This window comes from Amycolatopsis sp. NPDC049253 (assembly GCF_040678995.1).
Taxonomy (GTDB): Bacteria; Actinomycetota; Actinomycetes; order Mycobacteriales; family Pseudonocardiaceae; genus Amycolatopsis.
Map to the genome: position 1 here is coordinate 202074 of NZ_JBFAQX010000005.1, position 20493 is coordinate 222566.

Sequence of the window (20493 nt, forward strand, 5' to 3'; positions counted from 1 at the left end):
CCGCTGCGTCGGCCCGGCCGGTAGTTTCGGCGACATGTCGAGGATCGCGGTCACCATCACCACGCCGGACGGCCTCTGCACGGCCACGCTGCACACGCCGCTGAGCGCGGGGCCCGCGGTGATCCTATACGCCGACGCGGCCGGGGTCCGCGAGACGTTCGCCGAGATGGCGGACCGGCTGTGCGCGCTGGGTTACGTCGTCCTCCTGCCGGACGGCTACTACCGCACGCCGTACTCGCCGTTCGACGTCACCACGGTGTTCACCGTGCCCGAGGAACGCGAGCGGCTGACGCGCCTCGCGCGGAGCGTCACGGCGGAGATGGCGGTGCGCGACACCGGCGCGTACCTCGACTTCCTGGCCGACCGGAGCGAGGTCGCGGGCTCGCTGGTGGGAACGACCGGGTACTGCATGGGCGGGCGGTTTTCGCTGTGGGCTGCCGCTCACCACCCCACGCGAGTGGCGGCCGCCGCGTCGTTCCATGGTGGCAACCTCGCCGCCGACGATCCCGACAGCCCGCACCTGCTGGCCGACCGGATGCGCGCGGCCGTGCTGGTCGCGGCGGCGGAGAACGACAGCGCGTTCCCGGCAGAGCAGTTCGACCGGCTGCGTGGGGCGTTCGTCGCCGGCGGAGTGCGGCACGTGCTGGAGACGTACCTCGCCAAGCACGGGTTCGCGGTGCCGGACAACGACACGTACGACCGCAGTGCCGACGAGCGCCATTGGGCCGCGTTGAGAAGGCTGTTCGCGGAGAACCTGCCGCGTTAGGGGCGGAAAAGCGGTCCGGTGCCTTCGGCGGTGGGCCGCGCGCCGACGAGCCGGGCAGCGGCCCACAGCGTGACCTGGGTGGCGGTGAGCACGGGGCAGCCGGCGGCCCGTTCGAGGTCGGCCGTGAGGCGGTTGGCGTGCAGCGCGGTCTCCGGCAGGAGTACGGCCTGCGCGGCCGGGTGCGCGGCCCGCGCGACGAGGTCGACGATCCGCTCGGCCGGCCACGCGGCGAGCTCTCGGTCGGAGCCGGCGGAGGCGTCGACGCGGTGGACGACGTCGGCGTCGAGACGCGCGATGAACTCGTCGCTCAGACTCGGGTGGTAGACCGAGGCCAGCGAGACCGTGTCGAGGCCAAGGAAGCGGATCGCGTCCTGGAACGCGGCGGTGGTGCTGGTGGCCGGGGCGCCGGCGAGCCGGCGCAAAGTCTCGAGCTGGTGCCGGGTGTCGGTCAGGAAGCTGGAGCTGCTGACGGCGAAGGCGACCGCGTCGAACGGCTCGAGGTCGCGCAGTGCCGCCTCCAGGTGGGCGTCAGAGCCCAAGCTGCGGACGGCGTCGGTGACGGCCGCGAGGTCCAGCGCGCCCACATCGTCCACATCGGACGGCCACGGGAAGTAGCGGACAACCAGGTCGAGCGGGGGACGGAGCCGGCCGGCGAGGTCGAGGAAGTCGTCCTCGCCGGCGTTCCTGGTCGGGTACAGCAAGCCGAGACGCATGGGGCCGAGACTAGGCGGCGACGGCCTTCTTCGGCTTGCGCTCCAGCCACAGCTGGGCGCCGAGCAGCGCCACCGTCCAGCTCACCCAGGCGGCGATGGCCGCGACGGACTGCATGAACGCGACCTCGCTGCCGCCGAACGTGGTGGCCATCTGGGGTTCCAGGACGATGATCGCGATCGGCGAGATGAAGCGGTTGAGGATGATCGACATGGTCAGCGCGAAGCTGCGGATCATCCAGCGCCGGTGGTCGCCGAAGCGGCGGTCGCGGGCGGCGCGGTAGCCGGCCCAGGTGCAGCCGATCCAGATGACCGCGAGCATGACGTCGCTGGCTCGCGTGGCGGGACCGAAGGGGCTGACCGCACCGATCGTCAGGGCCATCACGCCGGAGGGCAGCACGCCGCCGAACACGTAGGCGCGGCCCGAGTAGCGGTGCAGCACCGGGAAGCGGCGGCGGACCCACGGCCAGATCTGCACGACCGCGCAGATCATCGCGATCGAGCCGAACACCACGTGGCCCACGAGGAACCAGTAGTGCGCACCGAAGCCCGCCGGGGCCGGCACGCGCGACTGCGCCGGGTCCAGCGCGAGGTACGGCGGCAGCCCGTAGGCCAGGAAGGCCACCACGACCAGCCCCAGCACCCCGATCCACGGGCGGCGCTTCTTCGCCGTGCGCGGCTGCTGCGCCGGTACCCGCGGTGGTCGCAGATCCGTCCCCGCCGTCATGGCCACTCTCCCTCGCTCGTCGCCTGATGCTCTCCGAACGTAGGTCCGGCGGGGGTGGCGCGACCATGGTGTGCGCTGGCGTCGGCGGGGTGGGGACAGCCTTACCCTCGCCCGGGTGATCTTCGTGCTTGCCTTGACGCGCACGGCAACGTTTAGCGTCACCGCCATCCACTCGAGCGGAGGCAGAATGCGGTTCGCGGTCAGCTACAACCCGGCATTCCACGGGCTGGAGGGCCTCGTGGACTTCGCGCGCCACGCGGAGGCCTGCGGCTTCGAAGGGCTCCTCCTGCCGGAACACCTGGCGTCGCGCCCGGGCGTCAAGCTCGGTGGGTGGGAGATCCCGCCGACGCTGCCCTATGCCGACCCGCTCGAATGCCTCGCGCACGTCGCCGCGGTCACCGACCGGCTGCTGCTCGGTACGGGGGTGCTCCTGCTGCCGTACCACCAGCCAGTCGAGCTGGCGAAACGCCTGGCCACTCTCGATGTCCTGTCCGGCGGCCGGTTGCGGCTGGTCACCGTCGGCGTCGGTGCGCTGCCGCACGAGGCTTCGGCCGCCGGGGTGGACTACCGGACCCGGGGCCGACGCGCGGACGAGGCCCTCGACGTGCTCCGTCTACTGTGGACAGGCTGCCCCGAAGGGGTGAGCCATCACGGCGAGTTCGTCGAGTTCGACGAGTTGTGCAGCTACCCGAAGCCGGTCGGCACGATCCCGCTTCGCGTCGGCGGGTCCAGCCGGGCGGCCGCGCGGCGAGCGGGTCTTCGGGGTGACGGCTGGTTCCCGGGCGGGTCCCTCACCGCGGACGACCGCGTCGCACTTTTCGACCTGGTCCGCAGGACCGCCGAGGAAGCGGGCCGCCCCGCGCCGGACTACACCCGGTGGGGCTCGACGGACCTGACTCCCGGAGGGGTCGACGCACTGGCGGCCGACGGCGTGACCCGCGTGGTCGTCTCCACCTCCGGCGCCGATCCGCGGGAACGGCTCGACGAGCTGTCCGCGTTTGCCGCGAAGTTCCTGGGTCACGCGTAGCTCGCGTGCGCGGCGATCACCCGCCAGCCGTCCGGCGTGCGCAACCAGGTGCGGGTGTAGCGCATCCGTGCGGTGAACGGCTCGCCGCCGAGCGAGCCCGTCAGCCGGCCGAGGAACCACGTGACGCCGGTCGTCCCTTCGGAGAACATCCGCAGGTCTTCCTCGAAGAGCTCGGTCAGGACCTGGCTGCCACCGCGGTGACCGGCCAGGTCGTCGGCCTTCGAGGCGACCACCTCACCGAATGTGAAAGTCAGCCGGTCGTCGAGCAGTTCGTCGAGAGCGGCGACGTCACCGGCCAGCTGCGCGGCCTGGAGCCGGTGTTCGGCGTCGAGCAGGGTGTGGTCCAAGGTGCAGCTCCTTACCGCGAGACGCTGCCATCGTGCACCGGAACCCGGTTGAGCGACAGGAAGTTCGCGCAAAGCCGAAGGGCGCCCGCGCGAAGGCGGACGCCCTTCTTGTCACCCCCCGGGGTGAGTCAGGAACCGCGGACCCGCCGAACGGTGTCGCGGTAGAACAGGCCGCTCTGCTTGATCGTGCGCACCTGCGTTTCGTAGTCGACGCGCACCAGGCCGAAGCGCTTGGCGTAGCCGTAGGCCCACTCGAAGTTGTCCAGCAGAGACCACGCGAAGTAGCCCCGGATGTCCACGCCTGCCAGACGCGCGGCAGCCACCGCCGCCAGGTGCGAAGCGAGGTACGCCGTGCGGCCCTCGTCGCGGACGAAACCGTCGGCATCGGGCGTGTCGTCGAAGGCGGAGCCGTTTTCCGTGATGTACATGGGCAAACCGGGGTAGTCGCGGCCGAGGCGGGTGAGCAGCTCGGTGAACTTGCCCGGCAGGATCTCCCAGCCCATGGCCGTCGTCGGCTCGCCGAACGGCACGGCGCGCTGCACCGGGAAGCCGTCCTCGCCGACGGTTCGGCCCTGCTCGTCGACGCCGGAGTACTGCTGGCCGAAGTAGTAGTTCACACCCAGGAAGTCCAGCGGCGTCGAGATGACCGCCAGGTCTCCATCCTCAATGGGCAGTGAAGCACCGCGAGCGGCCATGTCCGCGACGACGTCCGCCGGGTACTCGCCGCGCACCAGGGGGTCGAGGTACACGCGTACACCCATGCCGTCGGCGTTGCGCGCGGCCTCGCGGTCGAGCTCGCTGTCGGACGCGGCGTCGGACGTGCCCATGTTGAGCGTGATGCCGAACTGCGTGCCGTCGGGCGCGGCCTCGCGCATGCGCTGCGTGGCCAGGCCGTGGCCGAGCAGCAGGTGGTGGATGGCCTTCATGCCGGCCGCGAAGTCGCGCCGGCCCGGGGCCATCACGCCGTGCACGTAGCCGTGCATGGCCGAGCACCACGGCTCGTTGAGCGTGGTCCAGTGCCGCACTCGATCGGAAAGCCGGTCGAACACCAGCATCGAGTAGTCGGCGAACCGGTACGCCGTGTCGCGGGCCGGCCAGCCGCCCACGTCTTCGAGCTCCTGCGGCAGGTCCCAGTGGTACAGCGTGAGCCACGGCGCGAGGTCCTTGGCCAGCAGCTCGTCCACGAGCCGGTCGTAGAACCCGATCCCGGCCTCGTTGACCGGGCCCTTGCCGTGCGGCTGCACCCGCGGCCACGCGACGGAGAAGCGGTAGGTGTCGGCGCCGAGCTCCTTGACGAGTCCCACGTCCTCGGGCATGCGGTGGTAGTGGTCGCACGCGACGTCGCCGTTGTCGTTGTTGTCGATCGCCCACGGGACCCGGCAGAAAGTGTCCCAGATGGACGGTGTGCGCCCGTCTTCGGCCACCGCGCCCTCGATCTGGTACGCGGCCGTCGCCACGCCCCACCGGAAGTCCGGCGGCAGCGAGTCGATCAGCGCCTGCTGCTCGCGGGTCGCAGCGTCGGTGGTCTCGGTCAAGGGGTCTCCTTATCTACGACTTGACGGCGGCGACGGGGTCGGCCGGGTGCAGCCAGCACGCCACGGTGCGCGCGGGATCGTCACGGTCGGCGGGCACGCCGAGCACCGGAACCTCGGTGGTGCAGCGGTCGAACGCGTGCGGGCACCGCGGCGAGAACGCGCACCCGATCGGCAGCGACCGCGGGTCGGGCGGCGAGCCGGGGATGCCGGTGAGCTCACGACGCGGCCCGCGCAGCGCGGGGAACGAGTGCAGCAGGCCGTCGCTGTACGGGTGCAGCGAATCGCGGTACAGGTCCACGCCGCGGGCCTGCTCCACGATCCGGCCGCCGTACATGATCGCGATGCGGTCGGAGAACTCGACCAGCAGCGACAGGTCGTGGGTGATGAACAGGACCGAGAAGCCCAGCCGCTCGCGCAGTTCCACGAGCTGCGCCAGGATCTGGCGCTGCATCACCACGTCGAGCGCAGTCGTAGGCTCGTCCATGATCACCACGCGCGGCTCCAGCGCCAGCGCCATCGCGATCATCACGCGCTGGCGCATACCGCCGGACAGCTGGTGCGGGTACGCGTCGAGCCGGTCGGCCGCGATGCCCACCAGCCGCAGCAGCTCCCGCGCCCGGGCGAGCCGGGCCGCCTTGGTGCTGCGGGGGTCGTGGGCCTTGATCACGTCCATCAGCTGCACCGACACCTTGTGCACCGGGTTGAGCGAGTTCATCGCGCCCTGGAACACGATGGACGTCTCGGCCCAGCGGAAGTCGCGCAGCTGCTTGGGTGTCAGCTTCAGCACGTCGTACGGCTCGCCGTCGCCGGGGTGGTAGACCACGCTGCCACCGCGGATCACCCCCGGCGGCGGGAGCAGCCGGGTCAGGCCGTAGGCCAAGGTGGACTTGCCGCTGCCGCTTTCGCCGGCCAGGCCGAGCACCTCGCCGCGGTGCAGCGTCAGGTGCACGTCCTGCACCGCGTGCACGGCGTCGGCGCCGAGGCCGTAGTCGACATCCAGGCCCTTGATCTCGAGTACGGGTTCGTTCATTCCTTCTCCCGGCCGAGCACGGGCGTGAAGCCGACGCGCAGGCGCACCGTCTTGCCCTCGGCGTTCTTCGCCTTGGTCTTGCCGCTCGAGCGCAGCCGCGGGCTCACGAACTCGTCGATGCCGAAGTTCAGCAGCGACAACGCGGTGCCGAGGATCGCGATCGCGAGCCCCGCCGGCACGAACCACCACCACGCGCCCTGCGCCAGTGCCTGCTGGCTCTGCGCCCAGAACAGGATCGTGCCCCAGTTCCACTCCGAGAAGCTGGAGACACCGACGAACGCCAGCGTGATCTCCGACATCACCGCGAACACCACCGTGCCCACGAAGCTCGACGCGATCACCGCGGTGAGGTTCGGCAGGATCTCGAAGAAGATGATCCGCCACGTCGACTCGCCGCTCGCGCGCGAAGCCTCGACGTATTCGCGACGGCGCAGCGAAAGCGTCTGCGCTCTCAGGATCCGCGCACCCCAGGCCCACGACGTGAGGCCGATGATCACGGCCACCAGGTAGTCGCCACCGCTGGGCAGCGCCGTGCCGATGATGATGATCAGCGGCAGCGCCGGGATCACGAGGAACACATTGGACAGTGCCGACAGTCCCTCACCCGGTGTCCCGCCGAGGTAGCCGGACGTGACACCGACGATCACGGCGAGGACGGTCGCCACGATGCCGGCGGTGAGCCCCACGAGCATCACGCTGCGCGTGCCCACGATGACCTGGCTGAAGATGTCCTGCCCGAGGTGCGTGGTGCCGAACCAGTGCTTGCCCGAAGGCGATTCGAGCAGGTCGTTGCTGCGCGCGGACGGGTCGAACGGCGCGATCCACGGTCCGATGATCGCGATGACCACGAAGAAGGCCAGCACCACGAGCCCGGTGATCGTCTTGCCACCGGTCAGGAACCGGAAGCGCCGGCGTTGCGCGGCGGGCCCGGCGATCGCCTCGGCCGGGAGCGGCTCGGGCGCGGCGGCCTTGAGGTCGGCTGCGGGAAGTGCCACGGCTCAGCCCTCCTTCCGGGTGCGCGGGTCGAGCACGAGGTAGGCGACGTCGGCCAGCAGGTTCGCCACCAGCACCGAGAGCGTGATGATGAGGAAGATGCCCTGCATCAGTGGGTAGTCCTGCGAACCGACGGCCTGGAACAGCTCGTAGCCGACGCCCGGGTAGGAGAACACGATCTCCACCAGCAGCGTGCCACCCACGATGAAGCCCAGCGCCAGCGCGAAACCGGACACGCTCGGCAGCAGCGCGTTGCGAGCCGCGTAGCTCACCATCACGCGGCGTTCCTTGAGGCCCTTGGCGTGCGCGACGGTGATGTAGTCCTCCGACGCGACGGTGACCATCATGTTGCGCATGCCGAGGATCCAGCTGCCCATCGAGCTGATCAGGATGGTGATCGCCGGCAGCAGGCTGTGCTGGATCGCGCTGCCGATGAAGTCGCCGCCCCACCCGGGCACCAGGCCCGGGTCGTAACCGCCGGACGCCGGGAAGAAGCTGCCCGGGCCGGCCAGCAGCGTGATCGCGATCAGGCCGAGCCAGAAGTACGGGATGGACGACAGGAACGTCGTCACCGGAAGCAGACCGTCCACCCAGGACCCGCGCCGCCAGCCGGCGACGACGCCGAGGCCGGTGCCGATCAGGAAGCCGACCACCGTGGTGAACCCGACGAGGATGATCGTCCACGGCAGACTGTCGCCGATCACCTGGGACACGGGCGAGGGGAAGAAGGTGAACGACAGCCCGAGGTCGCCGCGGAAGAGCTGGGCCCAGTAGTGGAAGTACTGGGTGATCAGGCTTTCGTTCTTGTCGAGTCCGAACAGGACGTACAGCGACTGGATCGCGTCCGCGGACAGCGTGCCCTGGTTCTTCGTGATGAGCGACTGCACCGGGTCACCCGGGATCAGCCGCGGGATGAAGAAGTTGATCGTGACGGCGGCCCACGCGGTGAACACGTAGAAGCCGAGCCGTTGGAGCAGGTACCTCACGGGCGCACCGCCGAGTCGTACAGCCAGCACGCGGCCCAGTGGCCGGGGGCGTCGTCCACCTCGAACCTCGGCGGCAGGTCGGTTTTACAGCGTTCCATCGCCACGGGGCACCGCGGGTGGAACCGGCAGCCCGACGGCGGGGCGATCAGGCTCGGCGGCTCGCCGGAACCCTTCTCCGCCGGCGCCTCACCGGGTGCGGCTTCCGTGCCCGGGTCGAGCCGGTCGGGATCCGGTGCCGATTCGATCAGCAGCCGCGTGTACGGGTGCGCGGGCTGCTGCGTCACGGTCTCGGAGTCGCCGCCCTCGACCATGCGCCCGGCGTACATCACCAGCGTCTCGTCGGCGAAGTAGCGCGCCGACGCGATGTCGTGGGTGATGTAGAGGATCGCGAGGTGCAGGCGTTCCTTGAGGTCTCGCAACAGGTTCAGCACGCCGAGGCGGATGGAAACGTCCAACATGGACACCGGCTCGTCGGCCAGCAGCGCCTCGGGGTCGGCGCCGAGCGCTCGCGCGATCGCGACGCGCTGGCGCTGGCCGCCGGACAGCTCGTGGGGGAACTTGTCGACGTAGCGCTGCGGCGGAGTCAGCTGCACCCGCGTGAGCAGCTCGTGCAGCGCCTGCTCCAGGTCAGCGTCGGACTTGCCCGCACGGTCGTGGATCTTCAGTGCCCGGGTGAGGTGGTAGCGCACGGTGTGCACGGGGTTCAGCGACGCGAACGGGTCCTGGAAGATCATCTGGACCCGGCGGCAGTAGGCGCGGAACGCCTTGCCGCCCTTCACAGACGTCGACTTCCCGTGCAGGCGGATGTCCCCGCTCGTGCGCGGGTAGAGCTGGGCGAGCAGCCGCGCGACGGTCGACTTGCCCGAGCCGGACTCGCCCACCAGCGCGGTCACGCGGCCACGCCGCAGCACCAGGTCGACGTCGTCGACGGCCTGGACGCTGCGGCGCCCCTTCGTGAGCACCTCGCGCCCGCGCTTGCGCACGGGGAAGTGCTTGGTCAGCCCGGAGGCCTCGAGCACGATCGTGTCCGAGGCCCCGGTTTCGATCTCGCCGGCCGGGGAGGCCACCCCCGCCTCGAGTGAGGCGGAGGTGGCTTCCCGGGTGGCCACTGCGTTGTCCTCGGCCATAGATCAGGCCGCGGGCTTCAGGTGCATGACGATGTCCAGCGCGTTGCGCAGGGTCGGCTGCGCGGGGCCGTACGGGTTGGCTTCGTCGGGCCAGCCCGTCCAGTTCTTCGTGCTGTACTCGCCGCCGGAGTTGGCCGCCATCAGCGGAACCATCGGCTGCTGGTCGATCATGATCTGCTGCAAGGTGTTCATCGCGGTGGCGCGGCTCGCGTCGTCGGCGGCGTTGGCGTAGGTCTCGAGCGCCTGCGTCGCCTGGTCGTTCTTGAAGCGGCCGTAGTTGCCGTTGATGCCACCCTGGCCGGTCGGCTTGTAGCGGTTGCCGTCCATCACGTCGCGGTACAGGTCGTACGGCGTGGCACCGTCGTTGGTCCAGTGCAGCAGACCTTCGAAGTCACCGGTGTCGACGGACTTCGTCCACGCGTCCTGGTTCATCTTCTCGACGGTGGCGGTGATGCCGATCTGCGACAGGTTGTCCTTGATGATCTCGAGGTCGGTGATGTAGTCCGACCAGCCCGAGGGCACCGTGAGCTTGAGGTTCACCGGCTTGCCGCTCGGGTCCACGAGCTGGTTGCCGTTGTACGTGAAGCCCGCGCCGGTGAGCAGCGACTTCGCGCCCGGCACGTCGACCTTCACCGTCTGGCCCTTGTACTGCGGCGCGATGAACGAGTCGCCCGCCGGGGTCGGGATGCCGGTGACCTGGTCGTCCTTCGGGTAGAAGTAGCCGGCTTCGCCCTGGTTGAAGATGTCGTCGCGGTTGATGACCTTGTTGACCGCCTGGCGCAGCTTCGCGTTGTTCCACGGCGCCTTTTCGGTGTTGAACCACAGGCCGTGCACGGCGAGCTGGGCCGGGAACCACAGCTTGTAGTGCTGCGGGTCCTTGTTCACGTAGACGGACTTGTAGTTCGGGATGAAGACGAAGCTCCACTCGGCCGCACCGCTGGTGAGGGCGGCGACCTGCGCGTTGTTGTCGTTGTAGGAGGTGTAGCGGATCTCCTTGACCGCGGGCGCCTGCTGCCAGTAGCCGGTGCGCTGGCTCACGGTGATCGTCTGCGGGGTGAACGACTTCAACGTGAACGGGCCGGTGCCCACCGGGTTCTTCACGAGGTCGGTGGACGGGTCCTTGATCTGCGACCAGATGTGCTTGGGCACCACGATCGTCTGAAGGATCTTGACCTGGTTCACGAACTGCGAGGTGTCGAAGCCCAGGGTGACCTGGTTCCCGCTCGCGGTGATGTCCTTGTACGGCACCGAGTCGATGTTCAGCGCCTTGTTGTCACGCAGCAGCTGGAACGTGTAGGCCACGTCGTCGCCGGTCATCGGCGTGCCGTCGGAGAACTTCACTCCGTCGCGGATGGTCAGGACCAGCTTCTTGTAGTTGTCCGACCAGTCCCACTTCGTGGCCAGCCACGGCTTGCCGGCTTCCTGCGGCTTCACGCGGTTGAGCATCACGAGGGGCTCGTAGATCACGTAGCGGTACCCGAGCGACGCAGCCGCCGAGGTCTCCAGGAACGGGTTGTTGTTCTCGGCCTGCGGGCCGTTCGGCATGCCGACGTTCAGCACGGCCGCGGCGTTGCCGCCGCCACCCGCGCTGCTCGAGCCGCCGCCGCAAGCGGCGAGCACCGCGGCTGCCACCACGGCGACGAGCGCTGCGACGACGGAGCGCTTCACTCGCATTCGTCCTCCTAGGTCCTGGTGCTACGGATGCCGCCCGCGCTCTTCGCCAGCTCGGTCCGGCCGCGCGACAGGAGGAGTCAACCCGGGTGACTCGGGTCACGTCAATAACACGGCGGTAACATTTTGTGCCTAAGTTTAAGTACTGAAAGAAAGGCTCACGCTCGGTACCCGACTGTCGATCTCCTTGCGGGGCAAGGAGATTCAGCCGGCTGAACGCCCGCCCGACGCCAGCAGCGCCGCGACCGGCAACGTCGCCGCGCCCAGCGCGACGGCCTCCGGGCCCAGCTCCCCGAGCTCGACCACGGTCGCCTCGGCGAGGTAGCCGAGCGCGTGCCGGGCGGCGGCGGCACGGACGTGCGGCAGGATCGCCGGGCCCATGATCGCCCCCGCCGAGCCTGCCAGCACGACCCGGTCGGGCGCCAGGAGGTTGATCAGATTGGCGATGCCGATGCCCAGGTATTCACCCATAGCGGCGAGTGTCTCGGCCGCTGGACCAGACCTTTCGGCCGAAGCCCCCGGGTCGGTTGAGTCGTGGCCGCGGGTGGTGGCGGAAGCGAGGGTTTCGGCAGGTGGACCAGACCTTTCGGCGGGTCCGGCCGCTCCGCGGGACGTCGACGTGGCCGGCCCGAGGTGGGCGGCCCTCCCCGCACGGTGGGCACCGGCAGCGAAGCCGAGTGCGGCGGTTGGCGCGCCGGCGCGCCCGGCCGCCGGCGCGAGATCGGCGCCAGGTGCGCCGATGCCGAGTCCATGAGCAGCGACGGCGGTCTCGGCGTCGGCCAGCGCGACGAGCTCCGCGAGCCGGCTCTCGCTGTCCGCGCCGGGCAGCGGCCGGGCGCCCGGGGTCTCGGCGTAGCGGCGGACCACGGCCTCGGTGCCGACGTAGGCCTCCAGGCACCCGCGCGAGCCGCAACGGCAGGCGGCGCCCGCGGCCTGCACCACGGTGTGACCCCACTCGCTGGTCGTGATGCCGGGAAAAGACCCACCGTCGGTGACGAAGGCGGCGCCGACGCCCACGCCGAGCAGAGCGATCACGGCGCGGTCGGCCCCACGGCCGGCGCCGAGCCACATCTCGGCCTGACCGAGCGTGCGGGCGCGGTTGTCGAGGTGCAGCGGCGCATCCGCGAACTGTGCGTGAGCGCGCAGCAGGTCGGCGAAGGCGACCCCGGCCCAGCCGAGCGTGGGGGCGTGCACGATCCCGCCGTCCCGCACCGCGCCCGGCACGCCGACGCCCACGCCGAGCACGCGAGACGCCCCGGCCGAAAGCACCTCGGCGACGCCGGCGCGGGCGAGCTCCACCACTTCCGCCGGGTCGGGGTCGCTGCCCGCGAGCGGGTGCTGCACGGTCGCGAGCGTCCCCAGCGCGCAGTCGAAGAGCCCGGCGCGCACGTGGGTCTCGCCGACGTCGACGCCCACGACCTGCCCGTACTCGGGCCGGACGCGCAGCAGCGTGCGCGGCCTGCCACCATCGGACTCGACGGAACCGGCCTCGGCCACCACCCCGTCGCCGATGAGCTCCGCGACCACGTTCGTCACGGTCGCGGGACTGAGCCCGGACTCGGCGACGAGTTCGAGCCGGCTGACCGGCCCTCGCAGGTAGAGCGACGACAGGAGCGCCGCTCGGTTGTGCCGCCTCAGGTCACGGGTTGTCTGCCGAAGCACCCTCGTCACCTGGGGGATTCTGCCAGACGACCATATGTTCGGGACTTAGTTCACTAGTTAATACATGGCCACAACTTACGGTGATCAGGCATCCTGGTGCCGGGAGAGTTCGAGGCCAGATGGGTGTCACATGGCGACCAAGCGCACGACCGTCCGAGATCTGCGGCGGCACAACCGTTCCCTGCTGCTGTCGAAACTGTACTTCGACGGCCCGCTGTCGCGGCACGAACTGAGCCAGCTCACCGGCCTTTCGGCGGCGACGGTCAGCAACGTGACCGCCGAGCTCGGCGAGGAACGGCTCATCACCGAGGCCGGCCTGGTCGAATCCGACGGCGGACGGCCGCGCGTGCTGCTGCGCGTGGACCCGGCATACGGCTACGTCGCGGGCGTCGACATCGGCGAGACGGGCGTGCGCGTGGAGCTGTTCGACCTCGCGATGCAACGGCTGGCCACCGTCGAACACGAGCTGTCGCCGGCGCGCACCGAACCGGCCGCGGTCGTCGCCGCCGTGGTCTCCGGGCTGCGCGAGGTGATCGCGTCCGCCGGGGCCGAGGAGTCGGCCGTGATCGGCGTGGGCGTCGGCGTGCCCGGCACGGTCGAGCAGGGCGAGCGCGTGCTGGTGCACGCGCCCACCATCGGCTGGGACTCCGTCGCGCTCGCCGACGACCTGCGCGCAGCCGGCATCGAGCTGCCCGTGTTCGTCGACAACGGCGCCAAAACGCAGGGCCAGGCCGAGATGTGGTTCGGCGCGGGCCGCGGGGCGCGCCACGCGGTGATCGTGCTCATCGGCTCGGGTGTCGGCGCGGCCGTGATCGCCGACGGCACCACCTACCGCGGCTCCACCAGCAGCGCCGGCGAGTGGGGCCATACCACGATCGTCTACGGCGGGCAGGCCTGCCGCTGCGGTTCGCACGGCTGTCTCGAGGCCTACATCGGCGCCGAGGCCGTGCTCTCCCGTTACCGCCGCGTCCGCGGCAAGCCCGTGCCCGGCGAGACCGAGCAGGACCAGTTCGCCGCTCTCCTCGCCGCGGCCGACCGGTCGAAGTCGGCTCAGAAGGTCCTCGAGGAGACCGCCGGCTACCTCGGCGCCGGCATCGCGAACCTGATCAACCTGTTCAACCCCGAGCGCATCGTCGTCGGCGGCTGGGCCGGTCTCGCTCTCGGCGAGCGTCTCCTGCCGCTGATCCGCTCCACCGCGTCGGCCCACGCGCTGAGCCACCCGTTCGGCGAGACCACGATCCAGCTCGGGTACCTGGGTCTCGACGCCGTCGCGACGGGCGCGGCCACCCTGCCTGTCGCCGACCTGCTGGAGCAGGGCGCCGATCCCCGCCTGCTGGTCAAGCCGGCCCCCACGATCCGGTCGGGCGCAGGCGCGGCCTAGGACCCCGCGGTCACCCAGCGAACACTCCCGAGAACCCCAGGTGATCGGCGGCGATCACCGCCGATCACCTGGGCGGCAACCGTCACCCCTTAATTCGGGTTGAAAAAATTCTCACATCCGGCATTGCCGCAGTGGTACGGACCATGCATACTGCTTTTACTTTGTTGCCAGGCACAACAAAGTAGTCCGATTAGTCCGACCCCTGCCGCCCGCCTGCGGTCCACCTCCGGAGTGGACACGAAGCGCTCGGCCGAGAACCGCACGGTCCCCCGCCGTGCTCTCCTCCGCCCCACCGCGTTTTCGTGCTGCGCGTGAAAGCGCGGTCCCCTCCGCAAGAAGAGGTGACAACGATGTCCATCTCACGTTCTCTGAGACGTTCCCGCTGGGCCGGGCTCTTCGCGGCCGCTTCGCTGCTGGCCGTCGGAGTGCAGGCGACGCCCGCCGTCTTCGCGCCCACGGAAGCCGCGGCGGCGGCCAGCTTCACCGACGACTTCAACGGGCCGGCAGGCAGCCCGGCCGACGGTTCGAAGTGGAACTACGAAACCGGCGACAACGTCAACAACCACGAGCGCCAGTACTACACGTCCGGTACGAACAACGCCGCGCTCGACGGCCAGGGCCACCTGGTGATCACGGCCAAGCGCGAGAACCCGGGCAACTACAACTGCTGGTACGGCCGCTGCGAGTACACGTCCGCGCGCCTCAACACCTCCGGCAAGTTCAGCCAGGCCTACGGCCACTTCGAGACCCGCATGAAGCTCCCCCGCGGCCAGGGCATGTGGCCCGCGTTCTGGATGCTCGGCGGTGGCAACTGGCCGACCGACGGCGAAATCGACGTGATGGAGAACGTCGGCTTCGAGCCCAACACCGTGCACGGCACCATCCACGGCCCCGGCTACTCGGGCTCGGGCGGCATCGGCGCCGGCTACAGCGGCCCCAACTTCTCCGACGACTTCCACGCCTACGCCGTGGACTGGTCGCCGAACAAGATCGTCTGGTCAGTCGACGGCAACGTCTACCAGACCCGCACGCCGGCCGACCTCAACGGCAACCGCTGGGTCTACGACCACAACTTCTTCATCATCATGAACCTCGCCGTGGGCGGCTACTGGCCCGGCGACCCCAACGGCAGCACGCAGTTCCCGCAGCAGCTGGTCGTCGACTACGTGCACGTGACCACGAGCACCGGCGGCGGCACCACCCCGCCGAGCGGGAGCACCGGGCGCATCACCGGCATCGCCGGCAAGTGCGTGGACGTCGCGGGCGCCAACAGCGCCAACGGCACGCCCATCCAGATCACCGACTGCAACGGCAACGCGGCGCAGAACTGGACCGTCGGCAGCGACGGCACCCTGCGGGCGCTGGGCAAGTGCATGGACGTCACCGCCGCCGGCACCGCCGACGGCACGCCCGTGCAGCTCTACGACTGCAACGGTTCCGGCGCCCAGCAATGGGTCGTCACCGCGGCGCACGACATCGTGAACCCGGCCGCGAACAAGTGCCTCGACGCCACGGGCAACAGCTCGGCCAACGGCACCCGTCTGCAGATCTGGACCTGCACCGGTACGGCCAACCAGAAGTGGACCGCACCCTGATCCACTGACCGGCGATACGCGTTGCGCCGCAACAAAAGCCGACGCGGATCCCGGTGCCCCTGAAAGCCGCCGCGCGGGGCTGCTCGTCTCCTCTCCCTCCTCCGGCAGCCTCGCGCGGTGTTCCACTCCGGTCCCCACCGGCTCCCCGTTCGCCCGGGCGACACGATCCCGACCGGATCGCGCCGCACGGCGCCCCGGATCCCCACCGGCCCGCCTCCACCCGCGAGGCACCGCCGGGGCGTCCGCGAACGCGCTCGATCCGCCTGGTCCCCACCGGGCTCTTCCCGTCCCCACACGCCCTCTCCCCCAACCGCCCGACACACAGCCCCCGCCCGACACACAGCCCCCGCCCGACACACAGCCCCCGCCCGACACACAGCCCCCGCCCTCCCAAGGGGGGCGTCCCCATCCCATTCTACCGGCGAGGTCTGACAAGAAGTGGCCGAGCGGCCGCGGAGGGTCGACCTATCCACAACTCGCCTCGCCTGTGGACAACCGCAATCTCCCTTCCCCCCCAAGGAGAACCCGACCGTGCGGCGATTCCTCGTCGCGTTGGCAGGCTGCTTGCTGCTGACGCTTTCCTTCCTATCCGCAACCTCAGCCAACGCGGCACCAGCCGCCCCGGCGGCACTCGCCGCCGCGCCCACCGCGGCGCAGTTGCTCGCGAAGACCAGCTCGTGCCAGCAGATCTCCAACGGCAAGTACAGCTACGACGAAGGCGGCGCGGCCACCGTGCCGGTCTGCCAGTCCAGTGGTGCCGTGTTCTTCAAGGCCGACATGGACATCGACTGCGACGGCCAGCGCACGACGCAGTGCAACGAGAGCACCGACTGCTGCTTCTACCCGGACACGGCGTTCCACACGTCCACCGACCAGCCGTTGAACGCGGCGCAGCTGCCCTACATCGTGCTGCCGCAGCCGACGTCCACATGGGACTACCGCCAGTACGGGATCGACGGTGGTTCGGTGGTCGCCGTCATCTACAACAACAAGGTCACCTACGCGGTCGTCGGTGACACCGGTCCGACGAGCATCATCGGCGAGGCCTCCTACGCCACGGCCGTGAGCCTCGGCATCGACCCCGACCCGAGCACCGGCGGCACCGAGGGCCCGGTCACCTACGTCGTGTTCCCCAACACACACGTGAACCCGATCGAGAACCACAACACCGCGGTGAGCGTCGGCGAGTCGTCGGCGAGCAGCTGGGTGGGCGGCGGCCAGAGCGACCCGCCGACGGGTGGCGCCGGCCAGATCACCGGCCTCGGCGGCAAGTGCGTGGACGTCGCGGCGGCCAACAGCGCCAACGGCACCGCCGTGCAGCTCTACGACTGCAACGGCACCAACGCGCAGCAGTGGACCGTCGGCTCCGACGGCACGATCCGCGCGCTCGGCAAGTGCCTCGACGCCGCCGGCACCGCCAACGGCACCAAGACGCAGATCTGGGACTGCACCGGCGGCGCGGTCCAACGCTGGACGCGGAACTCCACCGGCAACCTCGTGAACGCCGCCTCCGGCAAGTGCCTCGACGCCACGGACAACAGCTCCGCCAACGGCACCCGCCTGCAGATCTGGACCTGCGCCGCCACCGCCAACCAGAAGTGGACGGTGTCCTAGGCATGCGCAAACGCCACCTGCTCCCATTGCTCGGCGCGGCGGCCCTGGCACTGTCCACCATGGCCGTACCGGTCGCGCAAGCGGCCAACGAAACCGTGAACGTCTGGCTCACCACGACCGACGACTCCCGGGGCGTGAACGTGACCCGTGGCCTGCAGCAGCAGCCGCCGGTCTCGTTCTCGGCCGGCACGGGCAGCGGCCAGCAGACGATCAACGTCAACGAGAACACCACATACCAGCAGTTCGAAGGCGGCGGCGCGTCGTTCACCGACACCGCGGCGTGGCTGATGAACTCCTCCGGCGCGCTGTCGGCGAGCACCCGCAGCTCGGTGATGCAGAAACTCTTCGACCCGAACAACGGGATCGGCCTGAGCTTCCTGCGCAACCCGATCGGCGCGTCGGACCTCGCCCGGTTCAGCTACACGTTCGACGACATGCCCGCCGGGCAGACCGACCCGAACCTCACCCACTTCTCCATCGCCCACGACCAGGCCGATGTGCTGCCGCTGACGCAGCAGGCCAAGCAGCTCAACCCGCAGATGAAGATCATGGCGTCGCCGTGGAGCGCGCCGCCCTGGATGAAGGACAACGACAGCTACAACCTCGGCTGGGTCGAGTCCCAGTACTACAACGCCTACGCCCAGTACTTCGTCAAGTACCTCCAGGCCTACCGCAGCGCCGGCGTGCCGATCGACTACCTCTCCGTGTCGAATGAACCGACGTGCTGCAACGGCTACCCGTCCACGAACTGGAACGGCTCCGGCCTGGCCTACTTCACGAAGAACAACCTGCTGCCGGCACTGCACACCGCGGGGCTGCCCACGAAGGTCCTCGCGCTCGACTGGAACTGGGACCAGTACCAGGCGTACGCGGCACCCACCATGGACGACGCCGCGATCCGCAACGACCCGAACTTCGGCGGCATGGCGTGGCACGGATACGGCGGCAACGTCGCGCAGCAGACGACCGTGCACAACCAGTACCCGAACGTGAACGCGTACTCGACCGAGCACTCCGGCGGCACCTGGATCGCCAACCAGCAGGCCGAGGACATGAACAACATCATCGACTACACCCGCAACTGGAGCCGGTCGGTCACCAAGTGGAGCCTGGCCGTGGACCAGAACATGGGTCCGCACAACGGCGGCTGCGGCACGTGCACCGGGCTCATCACCGTCCACAACGGAGACTCGCGCAGCGGGCAGGTCGACTACACGGTCGAGTACTACACGATGGGCCACCTCACCAAGTTCGTGAAGCCGGGCGCGGTGCGGATCGACTCGAACGACACTTCGGCCGTGCGCAACGTCGCGTGGAAGAACCCCGACGGGTCCAAGGCGCTCATCGCGTACAACTCCGGCACGGGCAACCAGAGCGTGCGCGTGAACTGGGGCGGGCAGTCGTTCACCTACACGCTGCCCGGCCACACTTCGGCCACGTTCACGTGGAACGGCACGCAGGCGGGCGGGGGCACGACCTCGCCGCCGACCGGTCGCACCGGCCAGATCACCGGGCTGGGCGGCAAGTGCCTCGACGTCGCGGGCGCCAACAGCGCCAACGGCACCGCGGTCGACCTCTACGACTGCAACGGCACGGGCGCGCAGCAGTGGACCATCGGCTCCGACGGCACGATCCGCGCGCTCGGCAAGTGCCTCGACGTGACCTCGGCGTCCACAGCGGACGGTGCGAAAGTGCAGCTGTACGACTGCAACGGCACCGGCGCGCAGCAGTGGACGGCCAACTCGTCGCGCGACATCGTGAACACCGCTGCCGGCAAGTGCCTCGACGTCACCGGAAACACCTCGGCCAACGGCACGCGCACGCAGATCTGGACGTGCACCGGCGCGGCCAACCAGAAGTGGACCGCACCGTAACCCTCCCCAGGAGTCCCCGATGAGAAGAAGAGTCCTCGCGGCGCTCGGCGGCCTGCTCGCCGCCTCCGCCATCACCCTCGTCCCGGCCGACGCGCAGGCGGCGACCGGGCAGATCACCGGCCTCGGCGGCAAGTGCGTCGACGTCGCCGGCGCGAACAGCGCCAACGGTTCCGCCGTGCAGCTCTACGGCTGCAACGGAACCACCGCACAGCAGTGGAACGTCGGCTCCGACGGCACGATCCGCGCGCTGGGCAAGTGCCTCGACGTGGCCTCGGCGTCCACAGCGGACGGGGCCAAGGTCCAGCTGTACGACTGCAACGGCACGGGCGCCCAGCAGTGGTCGGTCACCGCCGCCCACGACATCGTGAACACGGCGGCCGACAAGTGCCTCGACGCGACCGGCCAGAGCTCGGCCGACGGCACCCGGCTGCAGATCTGGACGTGCACCGGCACGGCCAACCAGAAGTGGACCGCGCCTTCCGGCGGCGGCGACACGACTCCGCCGCCTTCGGCCGGCGCGATGGCCGTGGCTCCGTACCTCTACAACGGCTGGGGCGCGCCGCCGAACCCGACCACGATCATGAACGCGACGGGCGTTAAGTGGTTCACACTGGCGTTCGTGCTGTCCAACGGGTACTGCAATCCGCAGTGGGACGGCGGGCGTGCGCTCACCGGCGGCGTGGACCAGGGCACGATCAACACCGTGCGCGGCGCGGGCGGCGACGTGATCCCGTCGTTCGGCGGCTACAGCGGCAACAAGCTGGAGTCCTCGTGCGGCAGCGCGGGTGAGCTCGCGTCGGCGTACCAGAAGGTGATCAACGCCTACGGCCTCAAGGCGATCGACATCGACATCGAGGCCGACGCCTACAGCAACCCGACGGTGCAGCAGCGCACCGTCGACGCGCTGAAGACCGTGCGCGCCAACAACCCGGGCATCAAGATCTACGTCACGTTCGGCACCGGCATCAGCGGTCCGGACTCGAGTCTGGTCAACCGCGCGGCACAGTCCGGCTTCGCGGCCGACGGCTGGGTCATCATGCCGTTCGACTTCGGCGGTGCCGGGCAGAACATGGGCACGCTCACCACGCGTGCGGCCGAGGGCCTGAAGAACGTCGTCAAGAACGCTTTCGGCTACTCCGACGACAACGCCTACCGGCACATGGGTATCTCGTCCATGAACGGCATCACCGACCAGAACGAGACGGTGACGGTGGCGGACTTCACCACCATCCTGGGTTACGCGAACCAGCACCACCTGGCCCGGCTGACGTTCTGGTCGGCCAACCGCGACCGGCCGTGCACGGGTGGTCCGGACGACAGCTGCTCGAAGGTCTCGCAGCAGCCGTGGGACTACACGAAGGTGTTCGCCCGGTACGCCGGCTGAGGCTCCGAAGTGGACTGACCCGCGAGCACTGATCCGGCCGAAAGCAGGCCGACCCCCACGCGCC

The 20493-nt window shown here is 69.8% G+C and carries 17 protein-coding genes; 7 read left to right on the plus strand and 10 right to left on the minus strand.

The window, feature by feature from the left end; genetic code table 11:
• Positions 1-34 precede the first annotated feature (34 nt).
• Entirely contained in the window at positions 35-766 is a 732-nt protein-coding gene (locus tag AB0K15_RS14250; protein ID WP_364049392.1) for a dienelactone hydrolase family protein, read from the plus strand.
• Here the strand turns inward: AB0K15_RS14250 and AB0K15_RS14255 are convergent.
• Complete coding sequence (locus tag AB0K15_RS14255; protein ID WP_364049394.1) at positions 763-1479, minus strand: decarboxylase; 717 nt, start codon at positions 1477-1479, stop codon at positions 763-765. The genes AB0K15_RS14250 and AB0K15_RS14255 overlap by 4 nt on opposite strands.
• A gap of 10 nt (positions 1480-1489) precedes the next feature.
• The gene (locus AB0K15_RS14260) at positions 1490-2203 is read right to left on the minus strand and encodes a DUF2306 domain-containing protein (RefSeq protein ID WP_364049396.1); all 714 of its coding nucleotides are present in this window, start codon (positions 2201-2203) and stop codon (positions 1490-1492) included.
• Between the two features lie 187 nt (positions 2204-2390).
• Here AB0K15_RS14260 and AB0K15_RS14265 point away from each other — a divergent pair, with 187 nt between their 5' ends.
• Positions 2391-3230, plus strand: coding sequence for a TIGR03619 family F420-dependent LLM class oxidoreductase (locus tag AB0K15_RS14265; protein WP_364049398.1), 840 nt, complete (start codon positions 2391-2393; stop codon positions 3228-3230).
• On the opposite strand, the gene AB0K15_RS14270 is transcribed toward AB0K15_RS14265, so the two are convergent.
• The 8 genes from AB0K15_RS14270 to AB0K15_RS14305 all read right to left on the minus strand — a co-directional run bounded on the left by AB0K15_RS14270 (position 3221) and on the right by AB0K15_RS14305 (position 12590).
• Complete coding sequence (locus AB0K15_RS14270; protein WP_364049400.1) at positions 3221-3577, minus strand: nuclear transport factor 2 family protein; 357 nt, start codon at positions 3575-3577, stop codon at positions 3221-3223. The genes AB0K15_RS14265 and AB0K15_RS14270 overlap by 10 nt on opposite strands.
• A 128-nt stretch (positions 3578-3705) precedes the next feature.
• Positions 3706-5112, minus strand: coding sequence for a GH1 family beta-glucosidase (locus AB0K15_RS14275; RefSeq protein WP_364049402.1), 1407 nt, complete (start codon positions 5110-5112; stop codon positions 3706-3708).
• Between the two features lie 13 nt (positions 5113-5125).
• Positions 5126-6142: an ABC transporter ATP-binding protein gene (locus AB0K15_RS14280; RefSeq protein WP_364049404.1), complete on the minus strand. Its 1017-nt coding sequence runs from the start codon at positions 6140-6142 to the stop codon at positions 5126-5128.
• Positions 6139-7137 (minus strand): ABC transporter permease, encoded by a 999-nt coding sequence (locus AB0K15_RS14285; RefSeq protein ID WP_364049406.1) that lies wholly within the window; start codon positions 7135-7137, stop codon positions 6139-6141. Before AB0K15_RS14285 ends, AB0K15_RS14280 begins: the two co-directional genes overlap by 4 nt.
• Positions 7138-7140: 3 nt before the next feature.
• A complete protein-coding gene (locus AB0K15_RS14290) occupies positions 7141-8121 on the minus strand; it encodes an ABC transporter permease (RefSeq protein WP_364049408.1) in 981 nt (326 codons plus the stop codon).
• Positions 8118-9230, minus strand: coding sequence for an ABC transporter ATP-binding protein (locus AB0K15_RS14295; RefSeq protein WP_364049410.1), 1113 nt, complete (start codon positions 9228-9230; stop codon positions 8118-8120). The genes AB0K15_RS14290 and AB0K15_RS14295 overlap by 4 nt, the downstream gene beginning before the upstream one ends.
• Before the next feature lie 21 nt (positions 9231-9251).
• Positions 9252-10922: an ABC transporter substrate-binding protein gene (locus tag AB0K15_RS14300; protein WP_364049412.1), complete on the minus strand. Its 1671-nt coding sequence runs from the start codon at positions 10920-10922 to the stop codon at positions 9252-9254.
• A 201-nt stretch (positions 10923-11123) separates the two neighbouring features.
• Positions 11124-12590 carry an ROK family transcriptional regulator gene (locus AB0K15_RS14305; protein ID WP_364049414.1) on the minus strand — a complete coding sequence of 489 codons (1467 nt, stop codon included), beginning with the start codon at positions 12588-12590 and terminating at the stop codon, positions 11124-11126.
• A gap of 121 nt (positions 12591-12711) precedes the next feature.
• Here AB0K15_RS14305 and AB0K15_RS14310 point away from each other — a divergent pair, with 121 nt between their 5' ends.
• The 5 genes from AB0K15_RS14310 to AB0K15_RS14330 all read left to right on the plus strand — a co-directional run bounded on the left by AB0K15_RS14310 (position 12712) and on the right by AB0K15_RS14330 (position 20429).
• Positions 12712-13962, plus strand: coding sequence for an ROK family transcriptional regulator (locus AB0K15_RS14310; RefSeq protein ID WP_364049416.1), 1251 nt, complete (start codon positions 12712-12714; stop codon positions 13960-13962).
• A 350-nt stretch (positions 13963-14312) separates the two neighbouring features.
• On the plus strand, positions 14313-15557 hold the full coding sequence (locus AB0K15_RS14315; protein WP_364049418.1) for a family 16 glycosylhydrolase: 1245 nt from the start codon (positions 14313-14315) through the stop codon (positions 15555-15557).
• 531 nt (positions 15558-16088) lie between these two features.
• The gene (locus AB0K15_RS14320) at positions 16089-17171 is read left to right on the plus strand and encodes a ricin-type beta-trefoil lectin domain protein (RefSeq protein WP_364049420.1); all 1083 of its coding nucleotides are present in this window, start codon (positions 16089-16091) and stop codon (positions 17169-17171) included.
• 2 nt (positions 17172-17173) lie between these two features.
• Complete coding sequence (locus tag AB0K15_RS14325; RefSeq protein WP_364049422.1) at positions 17174-19045, plus strand: lectin; 1872 nt, start codon at positions 17174-17176, stop codon at positions 19043-19045.
• A 19-nt stretch (positions 19046-19064) separates the two neighbouring features.
• Positions 19065-20429, plus strand: a complete 1365-nt coding sequence (locus AB0K15_RS14330; RefSeq protein WP_364049424.1) for a ricin-type beta-trefoil lectin domain protein — start codon at positions 19065-19067, stop codon at positions 20427-20429.
• The last annotated feature ends 64 nt before the right edge of the window (positions 20430-20493 follow it).